This window comes from Actinomadura montaniterrae (assembly GCF_008923365.1).
Classification (GTDB): domain Bacteria; phylum Actinomycetota; class Actinomycetes; order Streptosporangiales; family Streptosporangiaceae; genus Spirillospora; species Spirillospora montaniterrae.
Genome location: NZ_WBMR01000026.1, coordinates 40,279 through 66,427, shown reverse-complemented (window position 1 = coordinate 66,427; position 26,149 = coordinate 40,279). Strand labels below are relative to the sequence as shown.

Annotated in this window: 25 protein-coding genes; 17 read left to right on the top strand and 8 right to left on the bottom strand. The window is 73.0% G+C overall.

The genetic code is table 11. The features are described 5' to 3' along the window. The 6 genes from F9B16_RS12625 to F9B16_RS12600 form a co-directional block, all read right to left on the bottom strand. A partial coding sequence (locus F9B16_RS12625; protein WP_151540217.1) for an AMP-binding protein occupies window positions 1-1,491 on the bottom strand: 1,491 nt, incomplete at its 3' end. 51 nt (window positions 1,492-1,542) lie between these two features. Continuing rightward, window positions 1,543-3,114 (bottom strand): AMP-binding protein, encoded by a 1,572-nt coding sequence (locus F9B16_RS12620; protein WP_151540216.1) that lies wholly within the window; start codon window positions 3,112-3,114, stop codon window positions 1,543-1,545. Between the two features lie 72 nt (window positions 3,115-3,186). Further along, window positions 3,187-3,414 carry a ferredoxin gene (locus F9B16_RS12615; RefSeq protein ID WP_151540215.1) on the bottom strand — a complete coding sequence of 76 codons (228 nt, stop codon included), beginning with the start codon at window positions 3,412-3,414 and terminating at the stop codon, window positions 3,187-3,189. Then, the gene (locus tag F9B16_RS12610) at window positions 3,411-4,688 is read right to left on the bottom strand and encodes a cytochrome P450 (RefSeq protein WP_151540214.1); all 1,278 of its coding nucleotides are present in this window, start codon (window positions 4,686-4,688) and stop codon (window positions 3,411-3,413) included. Before F9B16_RS12610 ends, F9B16_RS12615 begins: the two co-directional genes overlap by 4 nt. Before the next feature lie 28 nt (window positions 4,689-4,716). After that, window positions 4,717-6,180: an aldehyde dehydrogenase family protein gene (locus F9B16_RS12605; RefSeq protein ID WP_151540213.1), complete on the bottom strand. Its 1,464-nt coding sequence runs from the start codon at window positions 6,178-6,180 to the stop codon at window positions 4,717-4,719. An 8-nt stretch (window positions 6,181-6,188) separates the two neighbouring features. Next, a complete protein-coding gene (locus F9B16_RS12600; protein ID WP_151540212.1) occupies window positions 6,189-7,004 on the bottom strand; it encodes a mycofactocin-coupled SDR family oxidoreductase in 816 nt (271 codons plus the stop codon). Window positions 7,005-7,414: 410 nt separating this feature from the next. Between F9B16_RS12600 and F9B16_RS12595 the strand changes: the two genes are divergently transcribed. From F9B16_RS12595 to F9B16_RS12565, 7 genes are all read left to right on the top strand, one after another. Beyond that, window positions 7,415-8,638 (top strand): CaiB/BaiF CoA transferase family protein, encoded by a 1,224-nt coding sequence (locus F9B16_RS12595; RefSeq protein ID WP_151540211.1) that lies wholly within the window; start codon window positions 7,415-7,417, stop codon window positions 8,636-8,638. A 36-nt stretch (window positions 8,639-8,674) separates the two neighbouring features. After that, complete coding sequence (locus F9B16_RS12590) at window positions 8,675-9,925, top strand: amidohydrolase family protein (RefSeq protein ID WP_151540210.1); 1,251 nt, start codon at window positions 8,675-8,677, stop codon at window positions 9,923-9,925. Further along, window positions 9,922-11,091, top strand: a complete 1,170-nt coding sequence (locus tag F9B16_RS12585; RefSeq protein WP_225991580.1) for a thiolase C-terminal domain-containing protein — start codon at window positions 9,922-9,924, stop codon at window positions 11,089-11,091. The genes F9B16_RS12590 and F9B16_RS12585 overlap by 4 nt, the downstream gene beginning before the upstream one ends. After that, window positions 11,088-11,516, top strand: coding sequence for a Zn-ribbon domain-containing OB-fold protein (locus tag F9B16_RS12580; protein WP_151540209.1), 429 nt, complete (start codon window positions 11,088-11,090; stop codon window positions 11,514-11,516). The genes F9B16_RS12585 and F9B16_RS12580 overlap by 4 nt, the downstream gene beginning before the upstream one ends. Beyond that, the gene (locus F9B16_RS12575) at window positions 11,516-12,199 is read left to right on the top strand and encodes a TetR/AcrR family transcriptional regulator (RefSeq protein WP_225991581.1); all 684 of its coding nucleotides are present in this window, start codon (window positions 11,516-11,518) and stop codon (window positions 12,197-12,199) included. Before F9B16_RS12580 ends, F9B16_RS12575 begins: the two co-directional genes overlap by 1 nt. 121 nt (window positions 12,200-12,320) lie before the next feature. Continuing rightward, a complete protein-coding gene (locus F9B16_RS12570; RefSeq protein ID WP_151540207.1) occupies window positions 12,321-13,040 on the top strand; it encodes an enoyl-CoA hydratase/isomerase family protein in 720 nt (239 codons plus the stop codon). Continuing rightward, window positions 13,030-13,761 (top strand): alpha/beta hydrolase fold domain-containing protein, encoded by a 732-nt coding sequence (locus F9B16_RS12565; RefSeq protein WP_151540206.1) that lies wholly within the window; start codon window positions 13,030-13,032, stop codon window positions 13,759-13,761. Before F9B16_RS12570 ends, F9B16_RS12565 begins: the two co-directional genes overlap by 11 nt. Before the next feature lie 69 nt (window positions 13,762-13,830). Here F9B16_RS12565 and F9B16_RS12560 read toward each other — a convergent pair whose 3' ends face one another. Beyond that, a complete protein-coding gene (locus F9B16_RS12560; protein ID WP_151540205.1) occupies window positions 13,831-15,036 on the bottom strand; it encodes a CaiB/BaiF CoA transferase family protein in 1,206 nt (401 codons plus the stop codon). Window positions 15,037-15,257: 221 nt separating this feature from the next. Between F9B16_RS12560 and F9B16_RS12555 the strand changes: the two genes are divergently transcribed. The 4 genes from F9B16_RS12555 to F9B16_RS12540 are packed head-to-tail and all read left to right on the top strand — an operon-like array spanning window position 15,258 to window position 18,949. Then, window positions 15,258-16,118: a mycofactocin-coupled SDR family oxidoreductase gene (locus F9B16_RS12555; protein ID WP_151540204.1), complete on the top strand. Its 861-nt coding sequence runs from the start codon at window positions 15,258-15,260 to the stop codon at window positions 16,116-16,118. 20 nt (window positions 16,119-16,138) lie between these two features. Continuing rightward, window positions 16,139-16,330 (top strand): ferredoxin, encoded by a 192-nt coding sequence (locus F9B16_RS12550; RefSeq protein ID WP_151540203.1) that lies wholly within the window; start codon window positions 16,139-16,141, stop codon window positions 16,328-16,330. 16 nt (window positions 16,331-16,346) lie between these two features. Next, the gene (locus tag F9B16_RS12545; protein ID WP_151540202.1) at window positions 16,347-18,017 is read left to right on the top strand and encodes a thiolase C-terminal domain-containing protein; all 1,671 of its coding nucleotides are present in this window, start codon (window positions 16,347-16,349) and stop codon (window positions 18,015-18,017) included. Then, on the top strand, window positions 18,014-18,949 hold the full coding sequence (locus tag F9B16_RS12540) for an alpha/beta fold hydrolase (RefSeq protein ID WP_225991579.1): 936 nt from the start codon (window positions 18,014-18,016) through the stop codon (window positions 18,947-18,949). The genes F9B16_RS12545 and F9B16_RS12540 overlap by 4 nt, the downstream gene beginning before the upstream one ends. On the opposite strand, the gene F9B16_RS12535 is transcribed toward F9B16_RS12540, so the two are convergent. Further along, window positions 18,892-19,575, bottom strand: a complete 684-nt coding sequence (locus F9B16_RS12535; protein WP_225991578.1) for a TetR/AcrR family transcriptional regulator — start codon at window positions 19,573-19,575, stop codon at window positions 18,892-18,894. The two genes, F9B16_RS12540 and F9B16_RS12535, sit on opposite strands and share 58 nt — an antisense overlap. A gap of 109 nt (window positions 19,576-19,684) precedes the next feature. Between F9B16_RS12535 and F9B16_RS12530 the strand changes: the two genes are divergently transcribed. The 6 genes from F9B16_RS12530 (at window position 19,685) to F9B16_RS12505 (ending at window position 26,148) form a co-directional block, all read left to right on the top strand. Next, window positions 19,685-21,019: an AMP-binding protein gene (locus F9B16_RS12530; protein ID WP_151540200.1), complete on the top strand. Its 1,335-nt coding sequence runs from the start codon at window positions 19,685-19,687 to the stop codon at window positions 21,017-21,019. Then, a complete protein-coding gene (locus F9B16_RS12525) occupies window positions 21,020-22,309 on the top strand; it encodes an acyl-CoA dehydrogenase family protein (protein WP_151540199.1) in 1,290 nt (429 codons plus the stop codon). Window positions 22,310-22,408: 99 nt separating this feature from the next. Beyond that, on the top strand, window positions 22,409-23,287 hold the full coding sequence (locus tag F9B16_RS12520; protein WP_151540198.1) for an acyl-CoA dehydrogenase family protein: 879 nt from the start codon (window positions 22,409-22,411) through the stop codon (window positions 23,285-23,287). Then, window positions 23,284-24,435, top strand: coding sequence for an acyl-CoA dehydrogenase family protein (locus F9B16_RS12515; protein WP_151540197.1), 1,152 nt, complete (start codon window positions 23,284-23,286; stop codon window positions 24,433-24,435). The genes F9B16_RS12520 and F9B16_RS12515 overlap by 4 nt, the downstream gene beginning before the upstream one ends. Window positions 24,436-24,492: 57 nt before the next feature. Further along, window positions 24,493-25,326 (top strand): NAD(P)-dependent oxidoreductase, encoded by an 834-nt coding sequence (locus F9B16_RS12510; protein ID WP_225991577.1) that lies wholly within the window; start codon window positions 24,493-24,495, stop codon window positions 25,324-25,326. 30 nt (window positions 25,327-25,356) lie between these two features. Then, complete coding sequence (locus F9B16_RS12505) at window positions 25,357-26,148, top strand: enoyl-CoA hydratase (RefSeq protein WP_151540196.1); 792 nt, start codon at window positions 25,357-25,359, stop codon at window positions 26,146-26,148. Window position 26,149 lies beyond the last annotated feature (1 nt).

Sequence of the window (26,149 nt, the reverse complement as noted above, 5' to 3'; positions counted from 1 at the left end):
CTTGCCGCTGGCGGTGCGCGGGAAGTCCTCGACGGCGTGCAGCTCCTCCGGCCACTTCTGCCGGCCGAGCCCCGCCCGCTCCAGATGGGCCCGCATCTCCTCGATCGTCGGCGCCGCGGCGTCCGGCTTCGGCCGGACCACGGCCGCGGCGTGCTCGCCGAGCCGCTCGTCGGGCGCGGCCACGACCGCGGCCTCGGCGACGCCCGGCATTCCGAGCAGCGCCTCCTCGACCTCCAGCGCGCTGATGTTCTCCCCGCCCCGGATGATGATGTCCGACTTGCGATCAGTGATCGTCAGATAGCCGTCGTCATCGACCACACCGACGTCCCCGGTGCGGTACCAGCCGTCATCGTCGAACGCCCGGCGAGTCAGCTCCGGATCGGTGTAGCCGATGCACAGGTCCGGACCCCGGCTGAAGATCTCACCATCCTCACCCAGCCGGATCTCCACACCGGGCAGGATGTCCCCGTCCGTGCGGAGCCGCTTGCGCTCGGGCGCGGTGTGCCGCGATCCGGTGATCGAGGGGTGCTCGGTGCTGCCGTACGAGCGGAACACCGTGATCCCGAGGCGGGCCAGCCGATCGCAGACCGCCGCCGGCACGGACGAGCCGCCGAGCCCCGCGTACTTCATATGCGCGAGGTGCTCCGGCTTGAAGTCGGGATGGTCGAGCAGGCTCGTCATGTAGTACGCCGCTCCGCCGCCGACGGTGAGCCCGTCGCTCCTCATCAGCGCCAGCGCCTGCGCCGGGTCCCAGACGTCGGAGAGGTTCACCGGCGTCCCGTCCAGCACGGGGATCAGGAAGGCGTTCACCATGCCGATGAAGTGGCCGACCGGAGCGGACGTGAGCTGCCGGCCGCGGTCGGACGGGTACAGCCCGGCGAGCTGGCGGGTCTCGTAGCCGAGCGTGTGGTGGCTGTGCACGACGCCCTTCGGGTCGCGCGTCGTGCCGGACGTGAACGCGATCAGGGCCGGAAGGGCCGGGTCGACGGCCTCCACCCCCGGCCACGGGTCGGCGGCGAGCAGCTCGTCGAAGTCGCGCCCCACCACCCCGACGACCGGGACATCCGCGCACAGGTCCGGCTGGAACTCCAGGCGGCCGAACCGCTCGGCGCCGACGAACACCCGCGGCCGGATCGACCGCAGGATGTAGCCGACCTCCTTACGGCCGTAGAAATGGACGATCGGCACGACCGTCGCCCCGAGGAACGCCGACGCCCAGAAGACCGCCGCCGCCTCCATCCAGTTCGGCAACTGGAACGCCACCACATCGCCGGGCCCGACGCCGCGCTCCCGCAGCCCCGCCGCGAGCCGGCGCGCGACCCGTTCGACGTCGCGGAACGTCCCTGACCACGGCCGTACGGCCGAATGCACGCGGAACACCGCGTCGGGAGCATCGCGGAGCCCCCGCGCCAGCAGGTCCCCGATCGTGTCTCCGGTCCACCAGCCCTCCGCCTCGTACCGCTTGACCAGCTCAGGAGGGATCGTGCGCATCCCAGAAGCTCCCATCACTCAGCGAGAATTCAACTCTCGCATATTGAGAACTCAGATTCCACGGGTCGTGGGGGCGGCCCCGCCCTCCCCGGCGCGCGCCGCGATCTCGCGGCGGAGCAGGAACTTCTGGACCTTGCCGCTGGCGGTGCGCGGGAAGTCCTCGACGGCGTGCAGCTCCTCCGGCCACTTCTGCCGGCCGAGCCCCGCCCGCTCCAGATGGGCCCGCATCTCCTCGATCGTCGGCGCCGCGGCGTCCGGCTTCGGCCGGACCACGGCCGCGGCGTGCTCGCCGAGCCGCTCGTCGGGCGCGGCCACGACCGCGGCCTCGGCGACGCCCGGCATTCCGAGCAGCGCCTCCTCGACCTCCAGCGCGCTGATGTTCTCCCCGCCCCGGATGATGATGTCCGACTTGCGATCAGTGATCGTCAGATAGCCGTCCTCATCGACCACACCGACGTCCCCGGTGCGGTACCAGCCGTCCTCGTCGAACGCCCGCTCGGTCAGCTCCGGATCGGTGTAGCCGATGCACAGGTCCGGACCCCGGCTGAAGATCTCACCGTCCTCGCCCAGCCGGATCTCCACGCCGGGCAGCGCTTCGCCGTCGGTGTGCAGGCGCTTGGCCGCCGGAGCGGTGAGCGCCGAGCCCGTGATGGACGGGTGCTCGGTGCTGCCGTAGGACCGGTGGACCGTGATGCCGAGGTCCGTGAGCCGGGTGGTGACCGCCAGCGGGACGGCCGCTCCCCCGAGTCCGGCGAACCGCATGTTCGGCAGATGCTCCGGCGTGAAGTCGGGATGGTCGAGGAGGCTCGTCATGTAGTACGGGACGCCGCCGCACACGGTCAGGTCGTCGCTCTTCATCAGCGCCAGGACCCGGCCGGGGTCCCACACGTCGGCGAGGTTCACGCCCCAGCCGCGCAGCACGGGGATCAGGAAGGCCGAGATCATGCCGATGAAGTGGCCGACCGGCGCGGAGGTGATCTGCCGGGCGATGTCCGGCGGGTAGCGGTCGGAGAGCTGGCGGGTCTCGTAGCCGAGCGTCCGGTGGCTGTGCACGACGCCCTTCGGGTCGCGCGTCGTGCCGGACGTGAACGCGATCACCGCCGGGCCGGCCGGGTCCACAGCCGCCACGCCGGGCAGCGGGTCGGCGGCGAGCAGGTCGTCGAAGTCGCGCCCCACCACCCCGACGACCGGGACGTCCGCGCAGACGTCGGGCCGGAACTCCATACGGCCGAACCGCTCGGCGGTCACGAACACCCGCGGGCGGACGGCCTTGAGGATGTACCCGACTTCCTTGCGCCCGTAGAAGTGGACGATCGGTACGACCGTCGCCCCGAGGAAGGCCGACGCCCAGAAGACCGCCGCCGCCTCCATCCAGTTCGGCAACTGGAACGCCACCACGTCGCCGGGCCGGACGCCGCGGGCCTGGAGCCCGGCGGCGAGCCTCCGCGCGGTCCGCTCGACGTCGCGCAAGGTGCCGGACCACGGCCGCACCGACGAGTACACCCGGAACACCGCGTCGGGTGCGGCGGCGAGGCCCCGCGCCAGCATCTCGCCGAGGGTCTCCCGGGTCCACCAGCCCTCCGCCTCGTACCGCTTGACCAGGGCCTCAGGGATCGTTCGCATGGTGATGGCTCCACTTCCCGGTGCGGGGGCGCCGACGGCTTGTGAATATCATGTTCTCGACAAGGAGAACAGTCATCTCTCGTCGGTGGAGGACAGCGTGATCGACTGGGTGGGGCACGCCTCGGCGGCGTTGCCGATGTCCTCGGCGGAGTCCTCGCCGGGCCCGGTCGCGATCCGCACCCTCCCCCGCTCGTCGAGCTCGAAGGTGGCGGGGGCGTAGAACGCGCACACCCCCGTGCCGACACAGGTCCGCGGCGTGACCGCGACCTCCGGGCGCTCGCCGCCCGTGGTGCCGGTCATCCGAACACCACCGGGAGCCGGGCCGGGCCGCGCATCTGCAGGCCCATGAGGACGGGGCGGGGCTCGTCCGGGTCCCAGCGCAGGTCCGGCAGCCGGTCGAGGATCGCGTTCAGCGCCACCGTCATCTCCGCGCGGGCGAGGTGCATGCCGAGGCAGACGTGCGGGCCGCCGGCGAACGACAGGTGCGGGCGCAGCGGCCGGAACACGTCGAAGGCGTCCGGGGCGTCCCACCGGGACGGGTCGTGGTTCGCGGCGGTGAGGCACAGCGCCACCCGCGAGCCCGCCGGTATGCGGACCCCGCCGAGCAAGGCGTCCCGCGTCGCCATGCGGAAGAACGTCGGGTCGGTCACCTCCCAGCGCAGCGACTCCTCGATCGCGGCCCGGACGAGCGACCGGTCGCGCCGGACGGCGCCGAGCTGGTCCGGGTTGTTCAGCAGCGCCCACAGCGTGATGCCGAGCTGCCGCCACGTCGTCCCGGAGCCGGCCGTGAGGATCAGCCGCGCGAACGCCAGGACCTCCTCGTCGGTGACGGCGCGCAGGGTGCCGTCCTCGTCGCGGACCCGCTCCCGGACCAGCCTGCTGATCAGGTCGTCCCGCGGGTTCTCGCGCCGGTGGGCGATCAGCGGGAGCAGCATGTCCGCGGCTTCCGCGGAGGCGGCCAGCTTGTCCTCCCGGGGCACGTCGGCGCCGATCATCCGCTCGATCACCTCGCGGAGCCGCAGCGACTCCGCCATCCGGACGCCGAAGCTCCCGGTGATCGTCAGCAGCGGGAGCAGCGCGCAGAGGTCGAGGTTCAGCTCCGCCCGCCCGCGCCCTTCGACGCGCCGGAGGAGGGTGTCGGTGATCCCGGCGATCCAGCGGTCGGTCCACCAGCGCATCGCGGCGCGGCCGAACGAGGGCTGGACGACGGCGCGGTGGCGGGCGTGCTCGGCCCCGTCCATGCCGAGGATGTTCGGCCCGAACGTGGCGAACGTGCCGCGGAGGATCTGGGAGTTGAACGTCTCGTCGTCGCGGAACACGGCGTTGACCGTGGCGTAGTCGAAGGCGGAGAAGGCGGGCTCCGTCCACCGCTGCGCGTACTCGGGGCGGGGAAGGCCCAGCACCTCTTCGACGCAGCCCTCGTGGACGGGGCCGCTCTCGCGCGCGCGCCGCAAGTCGGTGTGGAAGTCCTCGACGTAGTCCCCGCCGGAGATGGCCCGGCGGTACTCGCCGCCGGTGTCGAACAGAGTGCGGATCTTGTCCGGGTCGAGCCGGGAGATCTCCTCTAGCAGCATTGCGCCTCGTCCCTTCCGTCGCGGCCGGTCACAGGGCCGTCGCCGTGATGTGCTTGAGCTGCTGGTAGGCGCGGATCCCCTCGCGTCCGCGCTCCCGCCACTGGCCGCTGTGGCGCCGGCCGCCGGACGACGCGAACGGCCCGAAGTAGCCGCCGTTGACCAGCACGGTTCCCGACCGGATGCGGCGGGCGACGGCGAGCGCCCGGTCCGCCGCGCCGAACACCGCCCCGGACAGCCCGTAGACGGTGTCGTTCGCCAGCTCGACGGCGTGGTCGAGGTCGCGGTAGCCGATCACCGAGACGACCGGCCCGAAGGTCTCCTCCTGGGCCAGCGGGTTGGCGGTGTCGTCGAGGTCGACGACCGTCGGCTCGAAGAAGTGGCCGCCGAGGTCGCGGCGCGCCCGCCCGCCGGCGACGACCCGGCCGCCGTGCTCGCGCGCCGCGGCGACGTGGTCCTCGCACCGGCGCACCTGCGCGTCGCTGATGAGAGGGCCGACGTCCGTCGACGGGTCGCGCGGGTCGCCGAGCCGGAGCGCGGCGACCCGGTCGGCCGCCTCGGCGAGGACGCGCCGCTTGGTCTCCTGCGGGACCAGCACCCGGGTCTGCAGGACGCAGCCCTGGCCCGCCATCGCGCGCATCACGACCGCGACGCCGTCCGCCGCCCGTCCCACCGCGTCGGGCAGGTAGACGCCCGCGGACTTGCCGCCAAGTTCGAGCATGACCCGCTTGTGGGTGGGCGCGGCCTGCGCGGCGATCGCGGCGCCGACGGCGCTGGAGCCGGTGAACGACACGGCGTCGATTTCCGGCGCGCTCGTCATCAGGACGGCCCCGGCGGTGCCCTCCTCGACGAGCACGTTCAGCACCCCGGGCGGGAGCCCCGCCTCCGCGGCGGCCTCGCCGGCGGCCAGCACCGCCAGCGGCGCGAGCGGGCTCGGCCGCAGCACCACGGTGTTGCCGGTCAGCAGCGCCGGGACGACCTTCCACAGCGCCAGGAACAGCGGCACGTTGTAGGCCGGGATGGCCGCGACGACGCCGAGCGGCTCCCACCCGATGACGCTGGTGACGACCCGGCCGCCAGTGACGAGGTCGTCCAGCGGGACGGGGTTGTGCTCCTCCTCGGGCAAGGACGCGTGGATCCGGACGGCGGCGCGGGCCTGCTCGATCGCGCCCGCGACGTGCAGCGTACGGACCGACGGCAGCAGCGCGCCGGTCTCGGCGACGACGGTGTCCTCGAGCTCTCTGCGCCGCGCCTCCAGGGACGACAGGAAGCGCAGGACGAGTCCGGCCCGTTCGGCGGCCGGTGTCCGCGACCAGCCGTCGAAGGCGCGCCTCGCGGCCAGCACGGCGCGCTCGAAGTCCGCGGGCTCCGCCGTGGGCACCTCGGCCACCGTGGACAGGTTCGCCGGGTCGGTGACCCGCAGCGCCGGGCCGGACCCGAGACGGACGCCGTCCACGTACGACCGCGGGGATAGCAGGGCGGATGCGCGCGCCATGCCCGCCGTCACAGGCTCACGCCGGCGTCGAGCGCGAGGGCCTGGCCCGTCACGGCGAACGCCGCGTCCGACACCAGCCACAGGATCGCCCGGCTGACGTCGACCGGCTGGAGCCGGTCGACCGGCAGCACCCGCGCCAGCGCCTGCGCGTCGCTCGCCCGCGTCATCGGCGAGTGCGGGTTGTTGATCATGTAGGTGTCGACGGCGGTCGGGTGGACGACGTTGACCCGCACGCCGTGCGGGCCGAGCAGGCGCGCGAAGCCCTTCGCCAGCCCGACGACGCCGTGCTTGGCCGCGTTGTACCCGGACATGCCGCCGGAGCCGTCCGTCATGCCCTTCAGCCCGGCGGTCGACCCGGTGATCACGATGGCGCCGCCGCGGCCCTGCTCGACGAGCGGCCGCTGCGCGACCTTCAGGGTGTTGAAGACGCCGGTGAGCATCACCCCGACGGCGTCGGCCCAGCGTTCCGCCGCCTGCTCCAGGGTCGTCTCAGTGCGGTCGCTGTGCAGGACGCCGGCGTTGGCGAGCACGATGTCCACCCCGCCGAGCCGGGCGATGCCGTGATCGAGGGCCTTCTGCAGCGCGCCGATGTCGCGGACGTCGGCGACCGCGGTCGCGCACCGCCGGCCGGCCGCCTCGACGAGCCGGGCGGTCTCGGCGAGGTCGTCCTCCGTCGCCATCGGATAGGGGACGGTCGGGATGTCGGCGCAGATGTCCACGGCGATCACGTCGGCGCCGTGCTCGGCGAGCAGCCCCGCGTGCGCGCGGCCCTGCCCGCGGCCGGCGCCCGTGATGAACGCGACCTTGCCGTCCAGTTGCCCCATGTCGTCGGCCCTTTCTCGGTGCTCGCGGCCGGCGTTCACCGGCGTCCGGGCATGCGAAAGGGCATGGCGGATCCGAATGAGCGCACGGACTTTCACCGGCGGTGCCGGTGAGTGGAACCAGGCCGCGTCGGGCGGCCGGGATTTGACCTTAAGCACGATTTGTGAAGGCCGTCAAGAGAATGAGCTTCTCCATATGATCCACCAGACAGACGCACCTCAGTGACCTCCCTCATGAGCTCTCGAGAGAGTTTCACCTATCAACAAGAGAATGACCTTCTCCTACTTATGGACATAGGAGCTTCTACCAGTTAGCTTGAGGCTTCGAAGCAGCCGGGAAGGCCCCCGGATTCCCACGTCCTGCGCCCGCCCGGCGTCCACCGCGGCGGCGCGAGCCCGCGAAGGAGAGCCCCATGCCCGACCGACCGGCCGGCCCCGCACCCGTCTTCGACGGCGTGCGGGTCCTGGAGGTGGCGCAGTGGACGTTCGCGCCGGCGGCCGCCGCCGTGCTCGCGGACTTCGGGGCGTCGGTCATTAAGATCGAGGACCCGGTCACCGGCGATCCGCAGCGCGCCCTCGCCACGTCCGGGGTGGTCCCGAAGGTCGGCGAGGTCAACCTGGTCACCGCCCAGACCAACCGCGGCAAGCGCAGCGTCGGGCTGAACCTGCGCGACCCGCGCGGCCGGGAGCTGCTCATGGAGCTGGTCGACCGCGCCGACGTCCTCGTGACGAATTTCCGGGGTCCGGCGCGGGTGAAGCTCGGGTTCGACGAGGACACGGTCCGGGCCCGCAACCCGCGCATCGTCTACGCGCGCGCCACCGGCCAGGGGGCGCGCGGACCGGACGCCGACCGCGGCGGCTACGACTTCACCTCCTTCTGGATGCGCAGCGGCATCGCCTCCGCCCTCACCGCCCCCGGCGCCGACCGGCCGCTCCCCCAACCCCCCGCGTTCGGCGACAAGGCCGGCGCGATGAACCTCGCGTTCGGGATCGCCGCCGCGCTGTTCCGCCGCGAGCGCACCGGCGAGGGGGCGTGCGTCGACGTCTCGCTGCTCGGCTCCGCGCTGTGGCAGCACTCCAGCGCGATCCTCTACTCCTGGGGCCTGGGCCGGGAGTTCCCCGTGGCCACCGGGCGCTCGGCCAACCCCATCGGACGCGGCTACAAGACGGCCGACGGCCGCTGGATCGCGCTGATGATGATCGAGTCCGACCGCTGGTGGCCGGACCTCTGCCGGCACATCGACCGTCCCGACCTGATCGCGGACGAGCGGTTCGCCGACGCCGCCGCCCGGGCCGCGAACCACGACGCCTGCACCGCCGTCCTGGAGGACGTCTTCGCCGCCCTGCCCCTGGCCGAGTGGGAGCGGCGGTTCGCCGGCCTCGCCGGGCCGTGGGCCGTCCAGCGCACGATGCTGGAGGCGGCCGACGACCCGCAGGTCACCGAGAACGGGTACGCCGTGCCCGTCGACCACGACGGCACCGCGGTCCGGCTGATGAGCGCCCCCGTGCAGTTCGACGAGCGCGTCCCCGGGCTGAGCCGGGCCCCCGAGCACGCCGAGCACTCCGAAGAGGTGCTCCTCGAGCTCGGCTACGGCTGGGACGCGATCACGGCCCTCAAGGAGTCCGGCGTCGTGTGACGAGCGCCGGCGTCCCAACGGAAAGGACGAACCGTCATGACGGACCCGACCCCCGACCTGAACTGGCTGATCTCGGTCGACGACCACGTCCTCGAACCGGGGCACCTGTGGCAGACCTGGCTGCCGGAGAAGCACCGCGACCGCGGCCCGAAGCTCGTCGTCGACGAGGACGGCAAGGGCACGTGGCACTACCTCGGCATGAAGCAGCGGGCCAGCGGCCTGTCCGCGACGGTCGGCCGGGACAAGAGCCTGATCAGCCCGGAGCCGCTCGGCTACGACGAGATGCGGCCCGGCTGCTACGACCCGCGGGCCCGCGTCGAGGACATGAACCAGGGCGGCATCCTCGCGTCGATGACGTTCCCGACCTTCCCCGCGTTCTGCGGCCAGACCTTCTACCGCGGCGAGGACAAGGAGCTCGGGCTCGCCTGCGTCAAGGCCTACAACGACTGGATGGTCGAGGAGTGGTGCGCGAGCGCGCCCGGCCGGTTCATCCCGCTCACGCTGATCCCCCTGTGGGACCCCGAGGCGGCGGCGGACGAGGTGCGGCGCGTCGCCGGGAAGGGCGTGCGCGCCGTCGCGTTCAGCGAGAACCCCGAGCCGCTCGGCCTCCCGACGATCAACGACCCGGGCCGCTACTGGGACCCGTTCTTCCGCGCCGCCGCCGAGTGCGGCGTCGTCATCTGCATGCACGTCGGCTCGTCGTCGCAGATCCCGTCGATCAACGGCGACACCAACTTCATGGCGAACCTGTCCTGGGGTGCCGTCCGCACCTCGGGGACGATGCTCGACTGGCTGTTCAGCGGCGTGTTCGAGCGGTTCCCCGACCTGAAGATCTCGCTGGCGGAGGGGAACATCGGCTGGATCCCCTACTTCCTGGAGCGGGCCGAGCAGGTCATCGACAAGCAGCGGTTCTGGTTCCAGCGCGGCATCGACTACGACCCCGGCAAGGGCAGCAAGCAGCAGCGCACCGACGGCGGCGCGCACAGCATCGACTACCTGACCTTCGACATCCGGCAGAGCTTCCGCGACCACGTCTACGGCTGCTTCATCGACGACGTCGCCGGGCTGCGCAACCTCGACCTCATCGGCGAGGACAACGTCATGATCGAGACCGACTACCCGCACTCGGACACCACCTGGCCGAACTCCATCAAGCTCGCCCACGACCGGCTCGCCGGGATGGACCCCGAGGTGCAGTACAAGGTGCTCCGGGGCAACGCCGAACGGCTGTTCGGGTTCACCCCGGCCGACACCGCGGGCCTGCCCGTCCCCGGCGGGGTCTCGTGACGGACGCCCGCACCGCCACCATCGTCGGGCTCGGGATGAGCCCGCAGGGGCGCCGGCTCGGGATCTCGCCCAGGGAGCTGCGAAGGCAGGCCATCGACGCGGCGCTGGCCGACGCGGGGATCGGCCGCGAGCTGGTCGACACCTGCATCTGCTTCGGCGTCCAGCCGGAGGACCTGCGCTACGCCGGGCTGTCCCCGCGGGCGTCGTTCGCGCTCAACTCGGGGGGCGCCTCCCCCGCGCTGTCGGTCGTCGTCGCCGCCGGCCTCATCGCGACCGGGCAGGCCGACCGCGTCCTCAGCGTCTACGGGGAGGCGTTCACCGGGGCGGCCCCACGGCTGGAGCCGAACCACGGCGTCGCCGGCCGCTCCGACATCGGCGGGTACAGCTACGGCTACCCGTACCTGTACGGGCTGGTCGGGCCGGGCGCGGTCTACGCCATGGCCGCGCGGCGGTACATGGAGGTGCACGGCGCGACGTCGGAGGACCTGGCCGCGGTCGCCGTCGTCGAGCGGGCGTACGGGAGCGTCCGCCCGGGCGCGGTCGGGTACGGGCGGCCGATCACGGTGGCCGACCACCAGGCGTCCCGGATGATCGTCGACCCGCTGCGGCTGCTCGACTGCTCGCGCCCGACCGACGGCGGCGTCGCCATCGTGATCACGTCGGCGGAGCGGGCCGCGGACTGCGCCGGGAGCCCGGTCGCGGTCCTCGGCGCGGGCTGCGGGCACAACATCGCCAACTGGTGGGACGGCACGATGGACGAGCGGCTCGGCGCGGCGCCCGACGCCGCCCGGCGCGCGTACGCGGAGGCCGGTGTGGGCCCCGAGGACATATCCGTGGCGCAGCTCTACGCGCCCTTCACGATCGCGACGCTCATGCAGCTGGAGGAGTACGGCTTCTGCGGTGAGGGCGAGGCGCCCGCGTTCGTCCGGGACGGCCATACCGGACCCGCCGGGAAGCTGCCCACCAACACCGGCGGAGGGCAGCACTCGGGGTTCTACGCCACCGGGTTCACGCCGCTGTCGGAGGGCGTCCTGCAGGTCCGCGGCCAGGCGCCGACGAACCAAGTGCCGGACGCGGAGCTGTGCCTGGTCAGCGGCAGCGGAGGGAACGGCGGCGTGCACGGCTCGTGGGCGCACGTGTCGCTCGTGCTGGGCAGACCCCGGTGAACGCCCCGCGCCCCTACCCCGGGGACGTCGCGCCGGACACGGCCGACGCGGAGTTCTGGCGGGCCTGCCGCGAGCGCCGCTTCCTGGTCTTCCGCTGCGGCGAGTGCGGCCGGGCCGTGTGGCCGGCGGGCGGCTGCCCGGGCCACGGCATGGCGCCGATGGCGTGGGAGCCGGCGAGCGGCCTCGGCCGCCTGCGCACCTGGACGGTCGTCCACCAGCGGTACGCGACGTCGTTCGACGATCCGCCGCCCAACGTCGCGCTGGTGGAGCTGGACGAGGGCCCCCTCGTCCACGCGGCCGTCGTCGGCGCCGGCCTGCTGGAGGTCGGAATGCGGGTGCAGGTGGACTTCCAGGAGGCCGCCCCGGAGGTGGTGATCCCCGTCTTCCGGCCGGTCCGGGGGCCGGGCGATACCCTTGGCGCGTGATGCTGGAGCCGGGGTGGGCGGAGCGCATGACCCGGCACGCCGTCGACCGCCGTCCCGCCGGCACGGGGTTCGTCGGGCCGCGGGCGAAGCTCATCGCGGCCGGGCAGCGCCTGCTGCTGGAGAAGGGCGACTCGGAGTACACGATCGAGGAGCTCGTCCGCCGCGCCGGCGTCGCCATCAAGACGTTCTACCGGTGCTTCCCCAACAAGGAGGAGTTCCTCCGGACCGTCTTCACGACGTCGGTCACCGGGGCGCTGCCGAGGATCCGCGAGTACATCCTGGCCGCGTCCGGCGACCCGCTGGAGCGGCTGCGGATGGCGGTCACCTGGCCGCTGGTGTGGCACCGGGAGAACGAGTCGCTCAGCCGCGTGATCGCCCACGAGCACGTGCGGATCGCCCGGACGAGCCCGGAGACGATCGCCGCGACCGGGCGCCCGTACGAGGCGTTCGTCCGCGAGCTCATCGCCGACGCGGCCGCGGCCGGCCTCGTGCGCCCGGCGAACCTCGACTGGGACGTGCACATCATCACCTCGATCGTCACCACGTCCTTCCACACCCTGGTCCTCGGCATGGGCGAGATGCCCGAGCCCGACCGCGGCGCGCTCGCCGAGAACGTCTGGCGGTTCTGCCTGACCGCGCTGCGCGGCTGCGGCCCCGCGTCCGCCGGCGCGACCGCCCCCTGATCCCGCCAATCGTCTGATCCCCGCCGGCGCCGGTCCGAGGGTTGCCTGCGCCGTGACTGGCGAATATGCTATTTCCAGAAATGAGAATGTCAATCTCTACTCGCCGTCTGGAGAGGCCCGCATGGTCGATCTCGAGCTGGAGGGCGGGGTGGCGGTCATCACCATCGACCGCCCGCAGGCCCGCAACGCCATCGCACCGGCCACCATGGACCGGCTGGACGAGGCGCTCGCCGCGGCGCGGGGCGCCGGCGCGCTGGTGATCCGGGGCGCGGGCGACCGCGCGTTCGTCTCGGGCGGCGACCTGAAGGAGCTCGCCGCGATCCGCACCGAGCCCGAGGCGGTCGCGATGGCCCTGCGGATGCGCGGGGTCTGCGACCGGATCGCGGCCTTCCCCGGACCGGTGATCGCCGCGCTGAACGGGCACGCGCTCGGCGGCGGCGCCGAGGTCGCGGTGGCCGCCGACATCCGGGTGGCCGCCGCCGACATAAAGATCGGTTTCACCCAGTCGACGCTGGCGATCATGCCGGCCTGGGGCGGGGCGGAACGCCTCGCCGCGCTGGTCGGCCGGGGCCGCGCCCTCCTGCTCGCAGGCGCGGGCACCGTGCTCGGCGCGGCGGAGGCCGAACGCCTCGGGCTGGTCGACCGGGTGCTCCCCCGCGCCTCCTTCGAGGAGGGCTGGCGGTCGCTGGCGGCGTCCCTCGCCACCGGCGCGGCGCGCGAGATCAAGCGGGTCACCGCGGGCGGCCTGACGGCGGAGGAGGCGGCGGGGGCCTTCGCCCGGCTGTGGGTCGCGGACGAGCACTGGGAGGCGGCGGAGAAGGTGATGAACCGTGCGCGATGACGTGTGGCTGACCGAGGGCCCGGCGGGGCCCGTCGTGCGTCCGGCGGGCGGGAGCGGGACGACCGTCCTCTACGTGCACGGCGACGGCGACCGGCCGGACGCGCCCGGGCACGTGCTCGACCTGGCCGGGCACGTCGCCCTCCGCACGAGGGCGACCGTGGTCTCCTGCCGGTACGGAGCGCGGTTCCCGGCCGCCCTCGACGACGTCCACGCCGCCTACGAGCACTGCCGGGCGTCCGGGCCGACGGTCGTCGCGGGCGAGCGGCTCGGCGCGGGGCTGGCCGCCGCCCTGCTGCTGCGGCTCCGCGACCTCGGCGCCGAGCAGCCCCCGTGCGCGGTCCTGGTGTCGGCGCTGCTCGACCTGACGCTGGAGGCGCCGAGCCTGCGCCTCAACGCGAGCGCCGACCCCCGGTTCGACGCCGCGGGGCTCCGCCGCCGCGTGGAGCGCTACGCGGGCGGCGCGAACCCGGCCGACCCGCTCCTCAGCCCCCTGTACGCCAACCTGCACGGGCTTCCGCCCGTCCGGCTCCTGGCGTCGGGAACGGATCCGCTGCTGGACGACTCGCTGGCGTTCGCCGCGCGCGCCGCCCGCTCCGGCGTCACGGTGGACCTGCGCGTGCTGCAGGACTCGTCGTTCCTGCCCGCCGAGACCGTCGAGGCCATCGCGGGCTCCGCGTCCAGATGGACGCGCGGCGCCGATGTGCCCGCGCCGTCGCGCTGACGGCCATCGCCCCGCCGTGCGGCGCTCCGGTGGGCGCCCGCACGGCGGGGCGGAGTCCGCGGTGTCCGTTCAGGTGATGGCGCCCGCGGCCTTGAGGGCGATGATGCGGTCCCAGTCGAGGCCGAGCTCGGTGAGGATCTCCTCGGTCTGGGCGGCGAACTCGGGCGCCGGGCCGACCGCGGGTGCGGCGACGTCGAACTGCACCGGGCTCGCGACCAGCTCCAGGTCGCCGGCCTTGACGATGTACTCGTTCGCGCGGGCCTGGGGGTCGTTCCCGGCCTGCAGCGAGTCCTGCACCGGCGCCCACGGCCCGGCGAGGGTGGCGAAGCGCTCGGTCCACTCCGCCAGGGTCCGCGCGGCGATGGCCTCCCGGAGGATCGCGACGGCCTCCGCGGTGTTGGCGGCGATCCGCTCGGCGTCGGCGAAGCGGGGGTCGGCGGCCAGCTCCGGCCGGTCGATGTGGCGGCACACGTCCGCCCAGAACTTCCCGGGCTGGAGCATGACGAAGGCCAGGTAGCGGCCGTCGGACGTGGCGTACAGGCCGGACAGCGGGTTCGTCGGCGACCCGTGCGCCCCCGCCGGGGCCGCGACCAGCGGCTCGCCGACGTGCATCGACAGCGCGATGCCGTGGCCCATCGCCCACAGCCCGCTGCCGAACAGCGACACGTCGACGACCGACGGCTCGCCGGTGCGCTCGCGCCGGAACAGCGCGGCCGCGATGCCGCCGGCGAGGTTCGTGCCGGAGACCGTGTCGCCGTAGGCCGGGCCGGGCGGGCTGATCATCCCCTCGGTTCCGGGCGGGGTGAGGCTGGCGGCGGTCCCGCCGCGGGCCCAGAACGCCGTCATGTCGTAGCCGCCCTTGTCGGCCTCCCGGCCGCGCGGGCCGAGGGCGCTGCCCCGGGCGTAGACGATCTCGGGGTTGACCGCGCGGACGTCGTCGACGTCGATGCCGAACTTGCGCCTGGCCCCCGGCAGGAAGCTGGTCAGGAACACGTCCGAGCGGCGGATCAGCGCCTCGAGCACCTCCTTGCCCTCGGGCACCGACAGGTCGAGCCCGAGGGAGCGCTTGCCGCGGTTGGCGTGCTCGATGTTGGGGTTCGGGTCGCCCTCGACGCGGAGCGTGCCGACCTGGCGGAGCCCGCGCTGCGGGTCGCCGGTGACGGCGTGCTCGACCTTGACCACGTCGGCGCCCCAGTCGGCCAGCACCCCGCCGGCCGACGGGACGAACCCGTACATGGCGACCTCCAGGACGCGGACGCCCTCCAGCGGCCTCATGCGGCCACCGCCGCGACGATCTCGGTCCCCATGCGCTCCTCCAAGCCCGTGCCGCTCATGTGGATGGAAGTTACATTCTCAAAAAAAGCAAATCAACCATACAAGATCAGAGACTCAAGCTTCCGGTGCGGCTCCGCCCGGGCCCGGGACTTCCGGGAGGCTCGCTGTTGAGAGTACTGTTCTCACATCTGGAATGATGGTTCTCACGGAGGACGGCACCCATGGGACGTGTTGACGGGAAGGTCGCGTTCATCACGGGCGCGGCCCGGGGCCAGGGCCGCAGCCACGCGGTGCGGCTGGCCGAGGAGGGCGCCGACATCATCGCGGTCGACCTGTGCCAGGACTACGAGACGGTCGGCTACCCCCTCGCCCGGCCCGACGACCTCAAGGAGACCGTCCGGCTCGTCGAGGAGCTGGGGCGGCGCATCGTGGCGGTCCAGGCGGACGTCCGCGAGGCCGCGCAGATGCGGGACGCGGTCGAGCGGGGCGTCGCCGAGCTCGGCCGGCTCGACATCGTCGTGGCGCAGGCCGGCATCGCCGGGATGAAGGGGCAGCCGCCGCTGAAGGCGTGGAGCGACGTCGTCGACACCAACCTGGTCGGCACGATCAACGCGGTGCAGGCCGCGCTGCCGCACCTGCCCGAGGGCGGCTCGATCATCGCGACCGGCTCCACCGCGGCGCTCATGGTCATCGGGACGATCGACGAGCCGGGCAAGGACCCCGGCGGCCACGCCTACATGTACGCGAAGCAGGCGCTGTCGCAGTACATCCACGAGCTGGCCCGGAACGTCGCCCGGCTGAGGATCCGCGCCAACGTCGTGCACCCGACCAACTGCAACACCGACATGCTGCACAGCGAGCCGATGTACCGGTCGTTCCGGCCGGACCTCGAGCACCCGACCCGCGCGGACGCCGAGCCCGCGTTCGGCGTGCAGCAGGCGATGCCGGTCCCCTACGTCGAGCCGAGGGACATCAGCGACATGGTGCTGTTCCTCGCCTCGGACGAGTCGCGCTACGTCACCGGCATGCAGATGCGGGTGGACGCCGGCGGCTACCTCAAGTGGCACGACTACAAGGTCTGAGACTCCCGGGAGGGGACATCGTGAAGGTGAAGGTCGATCCCGAGCGCTGCCAGGGCCACACGCTGTGCGCGATGCGGGCGCCGGAGGTCTTCGAGCTCGACGACGTCGACGGGCACTCCTCGCCGGTCAGCGAGGACGTCCCGGCCGGGCAGGAGGCGGCGGTCCAGGAGGCCGTCCGGTCGTGCCCGGAACGCGCGATCTCGGTCTCGTGAGCGGCAAGGAGGCGATGTGACCGACCCCTCGGGGCGCGCCCTGCCGGAGATCACCGAGCTGGACGCGTTCTTCTGGACGTCCGGGGCCGACGGGCGGCTGCGGTTCCAGGAGTGCGCGTCCTGCGCCACCCTGATCCACCCGCCGCAGCCGGTCTGCCGGCACTGCCGGGGCACCACCATGACCGAGCGGGCCGTGTCCGGGTTCGCGACGCTCATCGGGTTCACCGTCAGCCACCGGTTCCGCGTGCCGGGGCTGCCCGCCCCCTACGTCGTGGCGCAGGTCGCGATCGAGGAGGATCCCCGGGTCCGGCTCACCACCAACGCCATCGGATGCGATCCCGGCGACCTGCGCCTCGGCATGCGCATGGAGGTGGTCTTCGAGAACGTCGAGGACGTGTGGCTGCCGCTGTTCCGCCCGGCCGCCGAGCAGGGGGAGCCGGCGCCGCTCCCCCACGACGAGATCGAGCCCGAGCAGATGCCGCGGCACGTCCGGCCGATGCCGGTCACCGAGAAGTTCGAGGACAAGGTCGCGATCAGCGGCATCGGAGCGTCGCGGATCGGGCGCCGCCTGATGGTCCCGCCGCTGTCGCTCACGGTGGCGGCGTGCGAGGAGGCGGTCGCGGACGCCGGACTGGACCTCGCCGACATCGACGGGCTGGCGACCTACCCGGGCGCCGGCGCGTTCGGCGGGTTCGCCGAAGGCGGCGTCACCGCGCTGGAGTCGGCGCTCGGCATTCGCCCGACCTGGTACAACGGCGGCGCCGAGACGTTCGGCCCGGGCGGTTCGCTGATCGCGGCGATGCTGGCGGTCGCGGGCGGGCTGGCCCGGCACGTGCTGTGCTTCCGGACCCTCTGGGAGGCCACCCACACCGAGCTGATGCGGCAGGGCAGGATCGGCGCGGGCGGTGGCGGGCGGGTCAGCGGCGGCGGCGCCTGGATCCGGCCGTTCGGCGCGGTGTCGGCGGCGCACACGCTGGCGCAGAACGCGCAGCGCCACTTCCACCGCTACGGGACGACGCGCGAGACGCTCGGCTGGATCGCGCTGAACCAGCGCGCGAACGCCGCGCTCAACCCGTCCGCCGTCTACCGCGACCCGATGACCATGGAGGACTACCTCCAGGCGCGGCCGATCACGACGCCGTTCGGGCTGTACGACTGCGACGTGCCCTGCGACGGCGCGATCGCCGTCATCGTGTCGGCGGTGGACGCGGCGCGCGACCTGGCGAAGCCGCCCGTCCTCGTGGAGGCGGTCGGCACCCAGATCGTCGAGCGCCTGGAGTGGGACCAGAGCACCCTGACGCACGAGCCGCAGGTCCTCGGGCAGGCCGCGCACCTGTGGACCCGCACGTCGCTGCGGCCCTCCGACGTGGACGTGGCGCTGCTCTACGACGGCTTCACCATCAACTGCCTGTCCTGGATCGAGGCGCTCGGCTTCTGCGGCATCGGCGAGGCGAAGGACTTCCTCGACGGCGGCAAGAACATCGCGCGCGACGGCGTCCTGCCCCTCAACACCCACGGAGGGCAGCTCTCCCACGGGCGCACCCACGGGATGGGGCTGATGCACGAGGCGATCGTCCAGCTGCGCGGCGAAGGCGGCGAACGGCAGGTGGCGGACGCCGGGGTGGCGGTGGTGAGCAGCGGGGGCCTCACCCCCAGCGGGGTCATCCTGTTGCGATCCGGCACGTGAGCCCGCCGGACGCCGGACCTTCCCGGCGGGTGGCGGACGTCGACGGCGTCCCCATGTCGGCGCTGGTCGCGGAGGTGCCGCGGCCCAGGGCCGTCGTGGTCGCCCTGCACGGCGGCGCGACGACCGCGGCGTACTTCGACGCGCCGAACCGGCCCCGGCTCTCGCTGCTGCGGACCGGTTCGGCGCTCGGCTTCACCGTTATCGCGCTGGACCGTCCCGGCTACGGCGCTTCGGCGGCGCGTCCGGACCGGACGGCGACCGCCGAAGCGCGGGTCGACCTCGCGTACGGCGCGATCGACGGGCTGCTGGCGTCGCGTCCTCGCGGCGCGGGCGTGTTCCTGGTGGCCCATTCGCTGGGCTGCGAGCTGGCCGTGCGGATGGCGGCCTCCGGGCGCGGCGGCGAGCTGCTGGGCCTGGAGATCTCCGGGACCGGACGGCACTACCAGCCGCCGGCGGCGGAGCTGCTGGGGAGCCGGTTCCGGGGCGGTCCGCCGCCGGCGCCGCTCGCGGGCACGGTGCGCGACCTCGTGTGGGGCGGCGCCCACCTCTACCCGGAGGGCATCGCCGGGGAAGCGGGGATCCTCGTTTCCGGTGCCGCCTACGAGGGCGCCGTCGTCCGGGCCTGGCCGCGCGACTTCCCGTCCGTGGCCGCCGGGGTGCGCGTCCCGGTGCGCTACACCGTCGCCGAGCACGAGGGCGTGTGGCGGGCGGGCCGCGCGGGCCTGGCGGACGTCGCCGCGATGTTCACCGCGGCGCCGCGCGTCGAGACCGCGGAGCAGGCGGGCGGGCACAACCTGAGCCTGGGGCTGTCGGCCAGGGCGTACCACCTGAGGGTCCTGGCCTTCGCGGAGGAGTGCGCGCTGGCCCGCGAGCGTCAGTCGGCGGGATCCGCGGCGGGGGACGCGACCGCGGAGCCGGCGATCCCGCCGTAGCAGAACTCCCAGATCTCCGCGGAGGTGAAGGGCACGGCGTGGCCGCCGGCCGGCACGCCGTTGCCCTGCGCGGCGAACATGATCGTCTGCATCACCAGGGAGGCCCGCCGCCGCGGGCGCCCGGCGGGGATCGCGCCGCTCGCCGCAGCCTGCTCGATCAGCTCGGTGAACACCGCGAGGAGGGGGAGGTGGGCCGCCGCCACCTGCGTGGGATGCCGGACGAGCAGCTGCTGCGCGAAGTCGCTGAACAGCGGGCGCTCCACCTGGTGCCGCGGGCGCGACTGCTCGTACAGCAGCTCGACGGCGCCGCGGAGCCGGCGCAGCGGGTCGTCCTCGGCGAGGGCGGCGTCGCGGATCTCCAGCGCGCCCCTGGCGAGCGCGTCCTCGAACAGCGCCAGCAGCAGCTCGTGCTTGCCGTCGAAGTGCTGGTAGAAGCTGCGCAGCGACTGCTGGGACCGTTCGACGATCTCCTGGACGGTGAAGTCCGTCGTCCCCTTCTCGGCGATGAGGTCCTGGGCCGAGTCCAGGAAGCGCTGCACGCGCTGCTCGGCGCGGAGCTTGGCGGCGCGGGTGGACCGCTCGACGGCCCGCCGGCGCCAGGCCGGCTCTTCGGAGACTTCGGTCACCCGCAGAACGATACTCTTCAAACTGGATAAAGCCATACCTGTTTGCTCTCGCGATCCTCTCGCTGCCGAGACTCTTACTTTCGATTCTTGAGAATGCTATTCTCCCGTCATGCATCACCTGGGCCTGCAGGCGGAACGGCGTCCCGACGCGATCGCGGTCATCGAGAGCGACGGCGCGACCGTGACCTACGGCGAGCTCGACGCCCGCTCGCGGCACCTGGCCGCGGCGCTCGGGATGAGCCCCGGGGAGCGCATCGCCATCCAGATGCCCAACGGGGCCGCCCTGCTGGCGGTCGCCTGGGCGGCGCAGCGCTCGGGGCTCTACTACACGCCCGTCAACACGCACCTGCGGCCGTCGGAGATCGAGGAGATGACCGACGGCAAGCTGCTCGTCACCGAGGACGTCTACGAGCGGCTGCTCGCCCAGGAGGTCGACGACAGCGCGCTCCGCGAGTGCGAGGGACGCGAGCTGCTGTTCTCCGGCGGCACGACCGGCCGCCCGAAGGCGATCCGCAAGCAGCTCACCGCGGGCCCCATGGGCGACCCGTCCGCCGAGTGCGTCAAGGTCGCGCTCGGGCTCGGGCGGTACGGGATCGGCCCCGGCAGCGTCTACCTGTCCCCCGCTCCGCTCTACCACGCCGCCCCGCTCGTCTACTGCATGTCGCTGCTGCGGCTCGGCGCCACCCTCGTCGTCATGGACCGGTTCGACGCCGCCCGGGCGCTCGAGCTGATCGAACGCCACCGGGTCACGCACGCCCAGTTCGTCCCGACGATGTTCGTCCGCATGCTGAAGCTGCCCGCCGAGCTGCGCGACCGCGACCTGAGCAGCCTCGAACTCGTCTTCCACAGCGCCGCCCCGTGCCCGGTCGAGGTCAAGCGGCGGATGCTCGACTGGTTCGGCCCGATCATCCACGAGTACTACTCCGGCACCGAGGGCTACGGGCACGTCGCCATCGGGCCGGAGGAATGGCTCGCGCACCCCGGCTCGGTCGGCAAGGCGGGCGACGACGTCAGCGTCCGCGACGGCGTCGTCTACTTCGGCGAGCGCACCCTCGGCGACGTCGGCCGCCTCGACGGGGACGGCTACCTGTACCTGACCGACCGGGTCGCCCACATGATCGTCTCCGGCGGGGTCAACATCTACCCGCAGGAGGCCGAGAACGTCCTCGTCATGCACCCCGCCGTGGCGGACGTCGCGGTGATCGGCGTCCCGGACCCGGAGATGGGCGAGCGGGTGCTGGCGGTCGTCCAGCCCGCGGACGAGCGGCCCCGCGACGAACTGAAGGACGAACTGCTCGCCTACTGCAGGGACCGCCTCGCCCACTACAAGTGCCCGCGCGACGTCGACTTCGCCGCCTCCCTGCCGCGGGACCCCAGCGGGAAGCTCCGCAAGGGGCTGCTCCGGGAGACGTACTGGGAGAACCACGAAACGAGGATCGTCTGAATGGCATGGGAGTTTCGCACCGAGCCCGAGTTCGAGAAGAAGCTGGACTGGATCAGGCGGTTCCGTGAGGAGTGCATCGAGCCGCTGGACATCCTGCATCCGGGACGGGCCTTCCACCCCCTGGACGACGAGCTGGGCCCCGTCGTCCGCGGGCTGAAGCGGCAGGTGCGCGATCAGGGCCTGTGGGCGCCGCACCTCGGGCCTGAGCTCGGCGGGCGCGGGTTCGGCCAGCTCAAGCTGGCGCTCATCAACGAGATCCTCGGCTCGTCCGGCTGGGCGCCCGTCGTGTTCGGCACCGCGGCGCCGGACACCGGCAACGCCGAGATCATCGCCCGCTACGGCACCGAGGAGCAGAAGGAGCGCTACCTCCAGCCGCTGCTGGAGGGCGAGTGCTTCTCCTGCTTCTCGATGACCGAACCGCACGCCGGCTCCGACCCGACGATGTTCACGACCCGGGCGGTCCGTGACGGGGACGACTGGGTCATCACCGGCCGCAAGTTCTTCTCCTCCAACGCACGCACCTCCAGCTTCGTCATCGTGATGGCGGTGACGGACCCGGACGTGAACCCGTACAAGGGCATGTCGATGTTCCTGGTGCCGAGCGATACCCCGGGCGTCCGGGTGGAGCGGCACGTCGGGACGCTGGGCGAGGGCACCGACGAGGGCATGCACGCCCTCATCCACTACGACGGCGTCCGCGTACCGGGCGACGCGCTGCTCGGCGGCGAGGGCCAGGCGTTCGCGATCGCCCAGACCCGGCTCGGCGGCGGCCGCGTCCACCACGCGATGCGGGTCGTCGGCCAGTGCCAGAAGGCGCTCGACATGATGGCCGAGCGCTCCCTCTCGCGGGAGACGCAGGGGAGCCGGCTCGCGGACAAGCAGCTCGTCCAGGCCGACCTCGCCGAGTCCTACGCGCAGCTGACCCAGTTCCGGCTGTTCGTGCTGTACACGGCCTGGCAGATCGACGAGTACCAGGACTACAAGCGGGTCCGGAAGGACATCGCGGCGATCAAGTTCCTGACGCCGAAGGTCCTGCACGACGTCGTCTACCGGTCGATGCACCTGCATGGCGCCCTCGGCGTCTCCAACGAGATGCCGTTCGCGGCCATGTGGAACGGCGCGGCGGTGATGGCGGTCGTCGACGGCCCGACCGAGGTCCACAAGATCACGGTGGCGCGGGAGGTGCTGCGCGGCCGCGAACCGGCCCCCGGCCTGTGGCCCACCCAGCACCTGCCCGCCCGGCGCGAGTGGGCCCGCGAGCGGTTGGAGGACCTGTGCCGGAACCAGTGAACGGCCCGGAGGCGACCCGGCACGGCGGCGCGGTCCGGCGAACGGCGGCCCGGGCGGCGGACCTCGCCGCCGCGGCACGGCTCTGAGGAGCGAAGGCGCATGGATTTCGAGTTCGACGAGGACCAGCGGCTGCTGCGGGAGATGGTCCGCGAGACCGTAGAGCGGTCGCGGTCGCTGCCGCCCGAGCAGCTCTGGAAGACCTACCTGGACCTCGGCTGGCTGGAGACGCCGCCGGTCGAGCTGGCGATCGTGCTGGACGAGCTCGGCTACGTCGCCGACCCGACGCCCTTCCTCGCCACGGCGACCTGGTTCGCGCCGCTCGCCGGGCGCCTGCCCGCGGGGTCGGGGACGGGGGTCTGCGACGGCACCGGACGGTTCGTCCTGGACGCCGGCCGGGCCGACGAGGTCGCGCTGCTGACCGGGTCCGGGGTGGTCGTGGTGAGCGGCGCGGAGGTCGCCGCCGAACCCGTGGCCGTCTTCGACCCGACGCTGCACGTGGCGCACGTCGAGGCCGCGGACCTCGTCGCGGGGGTCCCCGACCTGACCCTCATGGGGCTGGCGATCACCGCGGTGGGCGCCTGCCGGCGCATCCTGGACCTGGCGGTCGCGCACGTGAAGCGGCGCGAGCAGTTCGGCGTGCCGATCGGCTCCTTCCAGGCCGTCAAGCACAAGGCGGCCGACATGCACGTGGCGATCGAGCGGGCCAGGGCGCTGGCGTACTACTCGGCGCTGACCATCGCCGAGGACGATCCGCGCCGCCGCGAGGCCGCGCTGATGGCCAAGGCGTCCGCCGGGGAGTGCCAGCGGGTCGTGTTCAAGCACGGCTACCAGCTGTTCGGCGCCATGGGCTACACCTGGGAGAACGACCTGCAGATCTACCTCAAGCGGGCCAAGGCGTGCGACCTGCTGCTCGGCACGGCGTCCGTGCACCGCAGGGCGCTGCTGGAGGAGCACGCGCGGAAGGGCGCCGCCCGATGAAGCTCACCCCCGACCCCGAGATCGAGGAGTTCCGCGCGGAGTTCGCCGCGTTCCTCGACGCGAACCTGCCCTCCGCGGAGGAGGCCGTCCCGCGCCCGAAGTCCAGCGCGGACATCCCCGAGTGGGCGCGGCGGTGGCAGCGCAAGCTGTTCGACGCGGGCTGGCTGCTGCCGGGCAACCCGCCCGAGTTCGGCGGGCGGAACGCGACGCTGCCGCAGCAGCTCGCCCACCTGGAGGAGCTGTCGCGGCGGCGGATCTACCACAGCTTCAACCCGCAGGGCCTCGGCATCGTCGCGGCGTCGCTGCTGACCTTCGGCACCGAGGAGCAGAAGCGGCGGTGGGCCGCGCCGATCCTGCGCGCCGAGATCACCGCGGCCCTCGGGATGAGCGAGCCCGGCGCCGGCTCCGACCTCGCCGGGCTGCGCACCCGCGCCGTCCTCGACGGCGACGAGTTCGTGGTGAACGGGCAGAAGGTGTGGACGTCGGGCGCGCACGACGCCGACATCCTGCTGACGTTCGTGCGCACCGACCCGGACGCGCCCAAGCACAAGGGCATCAGCGTCCTGGTGATCCCGACCGACAGCGAGGGGCTGGTCCGGCGCCCGTTCGGGTCGATCGCCGCGCCCGACGACTACGACTTCAACGAGGTCTTCTTCACCGACGTCCGGGTGCCGCGCGAGAACCTCGTCGGCCCGCTGCACGGCGGCTGGGGCGTCGCGCACGGCTCGCTCGGGCACGAGCGGACGCTGCTGTGGCTGAGCTACGCCGACTGGATGAGCTACCTGATCGAGGACTCCCCCAGCACCGAGGAGTGGTACGCCACGCTGCTCATGGACCTGCAGGCGATCCGGCTGCTCGGCTACCGGCAGCTCGCCGGCGGCCGCGACCCCGCCGAGCTCTCGGTGCTGAAGCTGTTCGGCTCGGAGGCCGTGCAGGAGGCGTCGCTGCACGCGCTGGAGGAGCACGGGCCCGACTCGCTCGTCCACCCCACGCTGACCGCGCCGTACAACCACATGGACCTCGCCGACCACTACGCGAGCTGGTTCGAGCGGTACGCGCGCAGCTTCGGCGGGACGATCGCGGGCGGCACCTCGGAGATCCAGCGCAACATCATCGCCGAGCGCATCCTCGGGCTGCCCCGGGGCTGACCCCGCCCCGGCGCGGCGGCACCGAAAGACCGCATAGGAACTCAGTGAGGAGGACGGATGAGCGCATCCGACCTGCGCGTCGGCTTCATCGGGCTCGGCAGCCAGGGCGGGCCGATGGCCCGCCGGATCGTCGACGCGGGACATCCGACCACGCTGTGGGCGCGGCGCGCGGCCACGCTCGAGCCGTTCGCCGGCACGGGCGCGTCCGTGGCGGCGTCCCCGGCGGAGCTGGCGCGGGCGAGCGACCTGGTCTGCGTCTGCGTCGTCGACGACGCGGGGGTCGAGGAGGTGCTGACCGCGGACGACGGCGTGCTCGCCGGCCTCGGGGAGGGCGGGGTGATCGCGGTGCACAGCACCGTCCACCCCGACACCTGCCGGCGGCTCGCGGCCGAGGCCGCCGGCCGGGGCGTGCGCCTGGTCGACGCGCCGGTGAGCGGCGGCGGGCCGGCGGCGGAAGCGGGGCGCCTGCTGGTGATGGCGGGCGGCGAGCAGAAGGACGTCGACCTGTGCCGCCCGGTGTTCGCCTCATACGGGGACCCGATCGTCCACATGGGGCCGGTCGGGTCCGGGCAGGTCGCGAAGCTGCTGAACAACCTGCTGTTCGCCGCCAACCTCGCGACAGCGTCGACCGCGCTCGGCCTCGGCTCCGCCCTGGACGTCGATCCGGTCCGCCTGGCCGAGGTGATCTCGCACGGCAGCGGGGCGAGCTTCGCCCTCGACCGGGTCGCCTCGGGCGGCGGGTCGCTCGACCGCATCGCGGCCCACGCCGGCGGGCTGCTCCGCAAGGACGTCGGCCTGGTCGCGGACATCGCCGCCGCGGCGGGCGCGGAGCCCGGCGCCGTCCTGCGGGCCGCCGACGCGGCCCTCGCCGCGATGAAGCACCCCAGGTGACGGGACCGCCCCCCAGAGAGGAACGATCGGATGGACCAGATCCTGTACGACGTGAAGGACCGCGTCGCGGTCATCACGCTGAACCGGCCCGAGGCCGCCAACGCGCAGACCATGGAACTGCTCGACGACCTCGACGCCGCCTGGAGCCGCGCCGCCGGCGACGACGGCGTCCGGGTCGTCGTGCTGAAGGCCAACGGCAAGCACTTCTCGTCCGGCCACGACATCAAGGGCGGCGGCCCCGTCCCGGACAAGATCACCCTGGAGCACATCTACGGGATCGAGTCGCGCCGGTACCTGGAGTACACGCTGCGGTGGCGCAACGTCCCGAAGCCGTCGATCGCGGCGGTCCAGGGAAAGTGCATCGCGGGCGGCCTCATGCTCTGCTGGCCGTGCGACCTGATCGTGGCGGCCGAGAACGCGCAGTTCTCCGACCCCGTGGTGCACATGGGCATCGGCGGCGTGGAGTACCACGGCCACACCTGGGAGCTCGGCCCGCGCAAGGCCAAGGAGATCCTGTTCACCGGCCGTCCCGTCACCGCGGACGAGGCGGAGAAGGTCGGCATGGTGAACCGGGTCGTCCCGCTCGACGAGCTGGAGACGACCGCGATGGAGCTGGCCGGTCAGATCGCGCAGATGCACCCGTTCGCTTTGCGGCAGGCCAAGCGCGCCGTCAACCAGACGCTCGACGTGCAGGGCTTCTACGCGGCGATCCAGGCGGTCTTCGACGTCCACCAGACCGGGCACGGCAACGCCCTCAGCGACGGCGGGTTCCCCGTCCTCATGCGGCTCGACGGGATGAAGGACAAGCTCAAGAGCCGGTAGC

Bases quoted from the DNA above. Each gene is read 5' to 3' on its own strand.
- F9B16_RS12525 (WP_151540199.1), top strand. From the start codon at position 21,020: ATGGCATGGGAGTTTCGCACCGAGCCCGAGTTCGAGAAGAAGCTGGAC.
- F9B16_RS12560 (WP_151540205.1), bottom strand. From the start codon at position 15,036: ATGAGGCCGCTGGAGGGCGTCCGCGTCCTGGAGGTCGCCATGTACGGG.
- F9B16_RS12615 (WP_151540215.1), bottom strand. From the start codon at position 3,414: ATGACCGGCACCACGGGCGGCGAGCGCCCGGAGGTCGCGGTCACGCCG.
- F9B16_RS12520 (WP_151540198.1), top strand. From the start codon at position 22,409: ATGGATTTCGAGTTCGACGAGGACCAGCGGCTGCTGCGGGAGATGGTC.
- F9B16_RS12570 (WP_151540207.1), top strand. From the start codon at position 12,321: ATGGTCGATCTCGAGCTGGAGGGCGGGGTGGCGGTCATCACCATCGAC.
- F9B16_RS12590 (WP_151540210.1), top strand. From the start codon at position 8,675: ATGACGGACCCGACCCCCGACCTGAACTGGCTGATCTCGGTCGACGAC.
- F9B16_RS12510 (WP_225991577.1), top strand. From the start codon at position 24,493: ATGAGCGCATCCGACCTGCGCGTCGGCTTCATCGGGCTCGGCAGCCAG.
- F9B16_RS12610 (WP_151540214.1), bottom strand. From the start codon at position 4,688: ATGCTGCTAGAGGAGATCTCCCGGCTCGACCCGGACAAGATCCGCACT.
- F9B16_RS12600 (WP_151540212.1), bottom strand. From the start codon at position 7,004: ATGGGGCAACTGGACGGCAAGGTCGCGTTCATCACGGGCGCCGGCCGC.
- F9B16_RS12595 (WP_151540211.1), top strand. From the start codon at position 7,415: ATGCCCGACCGACCGGCCGGCCCCGCACCCGTCTTCGACGGCGTGCGG.
- F9B16_RS12555 (WP_151540204.1), top strand. From the start codon at position 15,258: ATGGGACGTGTTGACGGGAAGGTCGCGTTCATCACGGGCGCGGCCCGG.
- F9B16_RS12515 (WP_151540197.1), top strand. From the start codon at position 23,284: ATGAAGCTCACCCCCGACCCCGAGATCGAGGAGTTCCGCGCGGAGTTC.
- F9B16_RS12605 (WP_151540213.1), bottom strand. From the start codon at position 6,180: ATGGCGCGCGCATCCGCCCTGCTATCCCCGCGGTCGTACGTGGACGGC.
- F9B16_RS12530 (WP_151540200.1), top strand. From the start codon at position 19,685: ATGCATCACCTGGGCCTGCAGGCGGAACGGCGTCCCGACGCGATCGCG.
- F9B16_RS12505 (WP_151540196.1), top strand. From the start codon at position 25,357: ATGGACCAGATCCTGTACGACGTGAAGGACCGCGTCGCGGTCATCACG.
- F9B16_RS12620 (WP_151540216.1), bottom strand. From the start codon at position 3,114: ATGCGAACGATCCCTGAGGCCCTGGTCAAGCGGTACGAGGCGGAGGGC.
- F9B16_RS12575 (WP_225991581.1), top strand. From the start codon at position 11,516: ATGCTGGAGCCGGGGTGGGCGGAGCGCATGACCCGGCACGCCGTCGAC.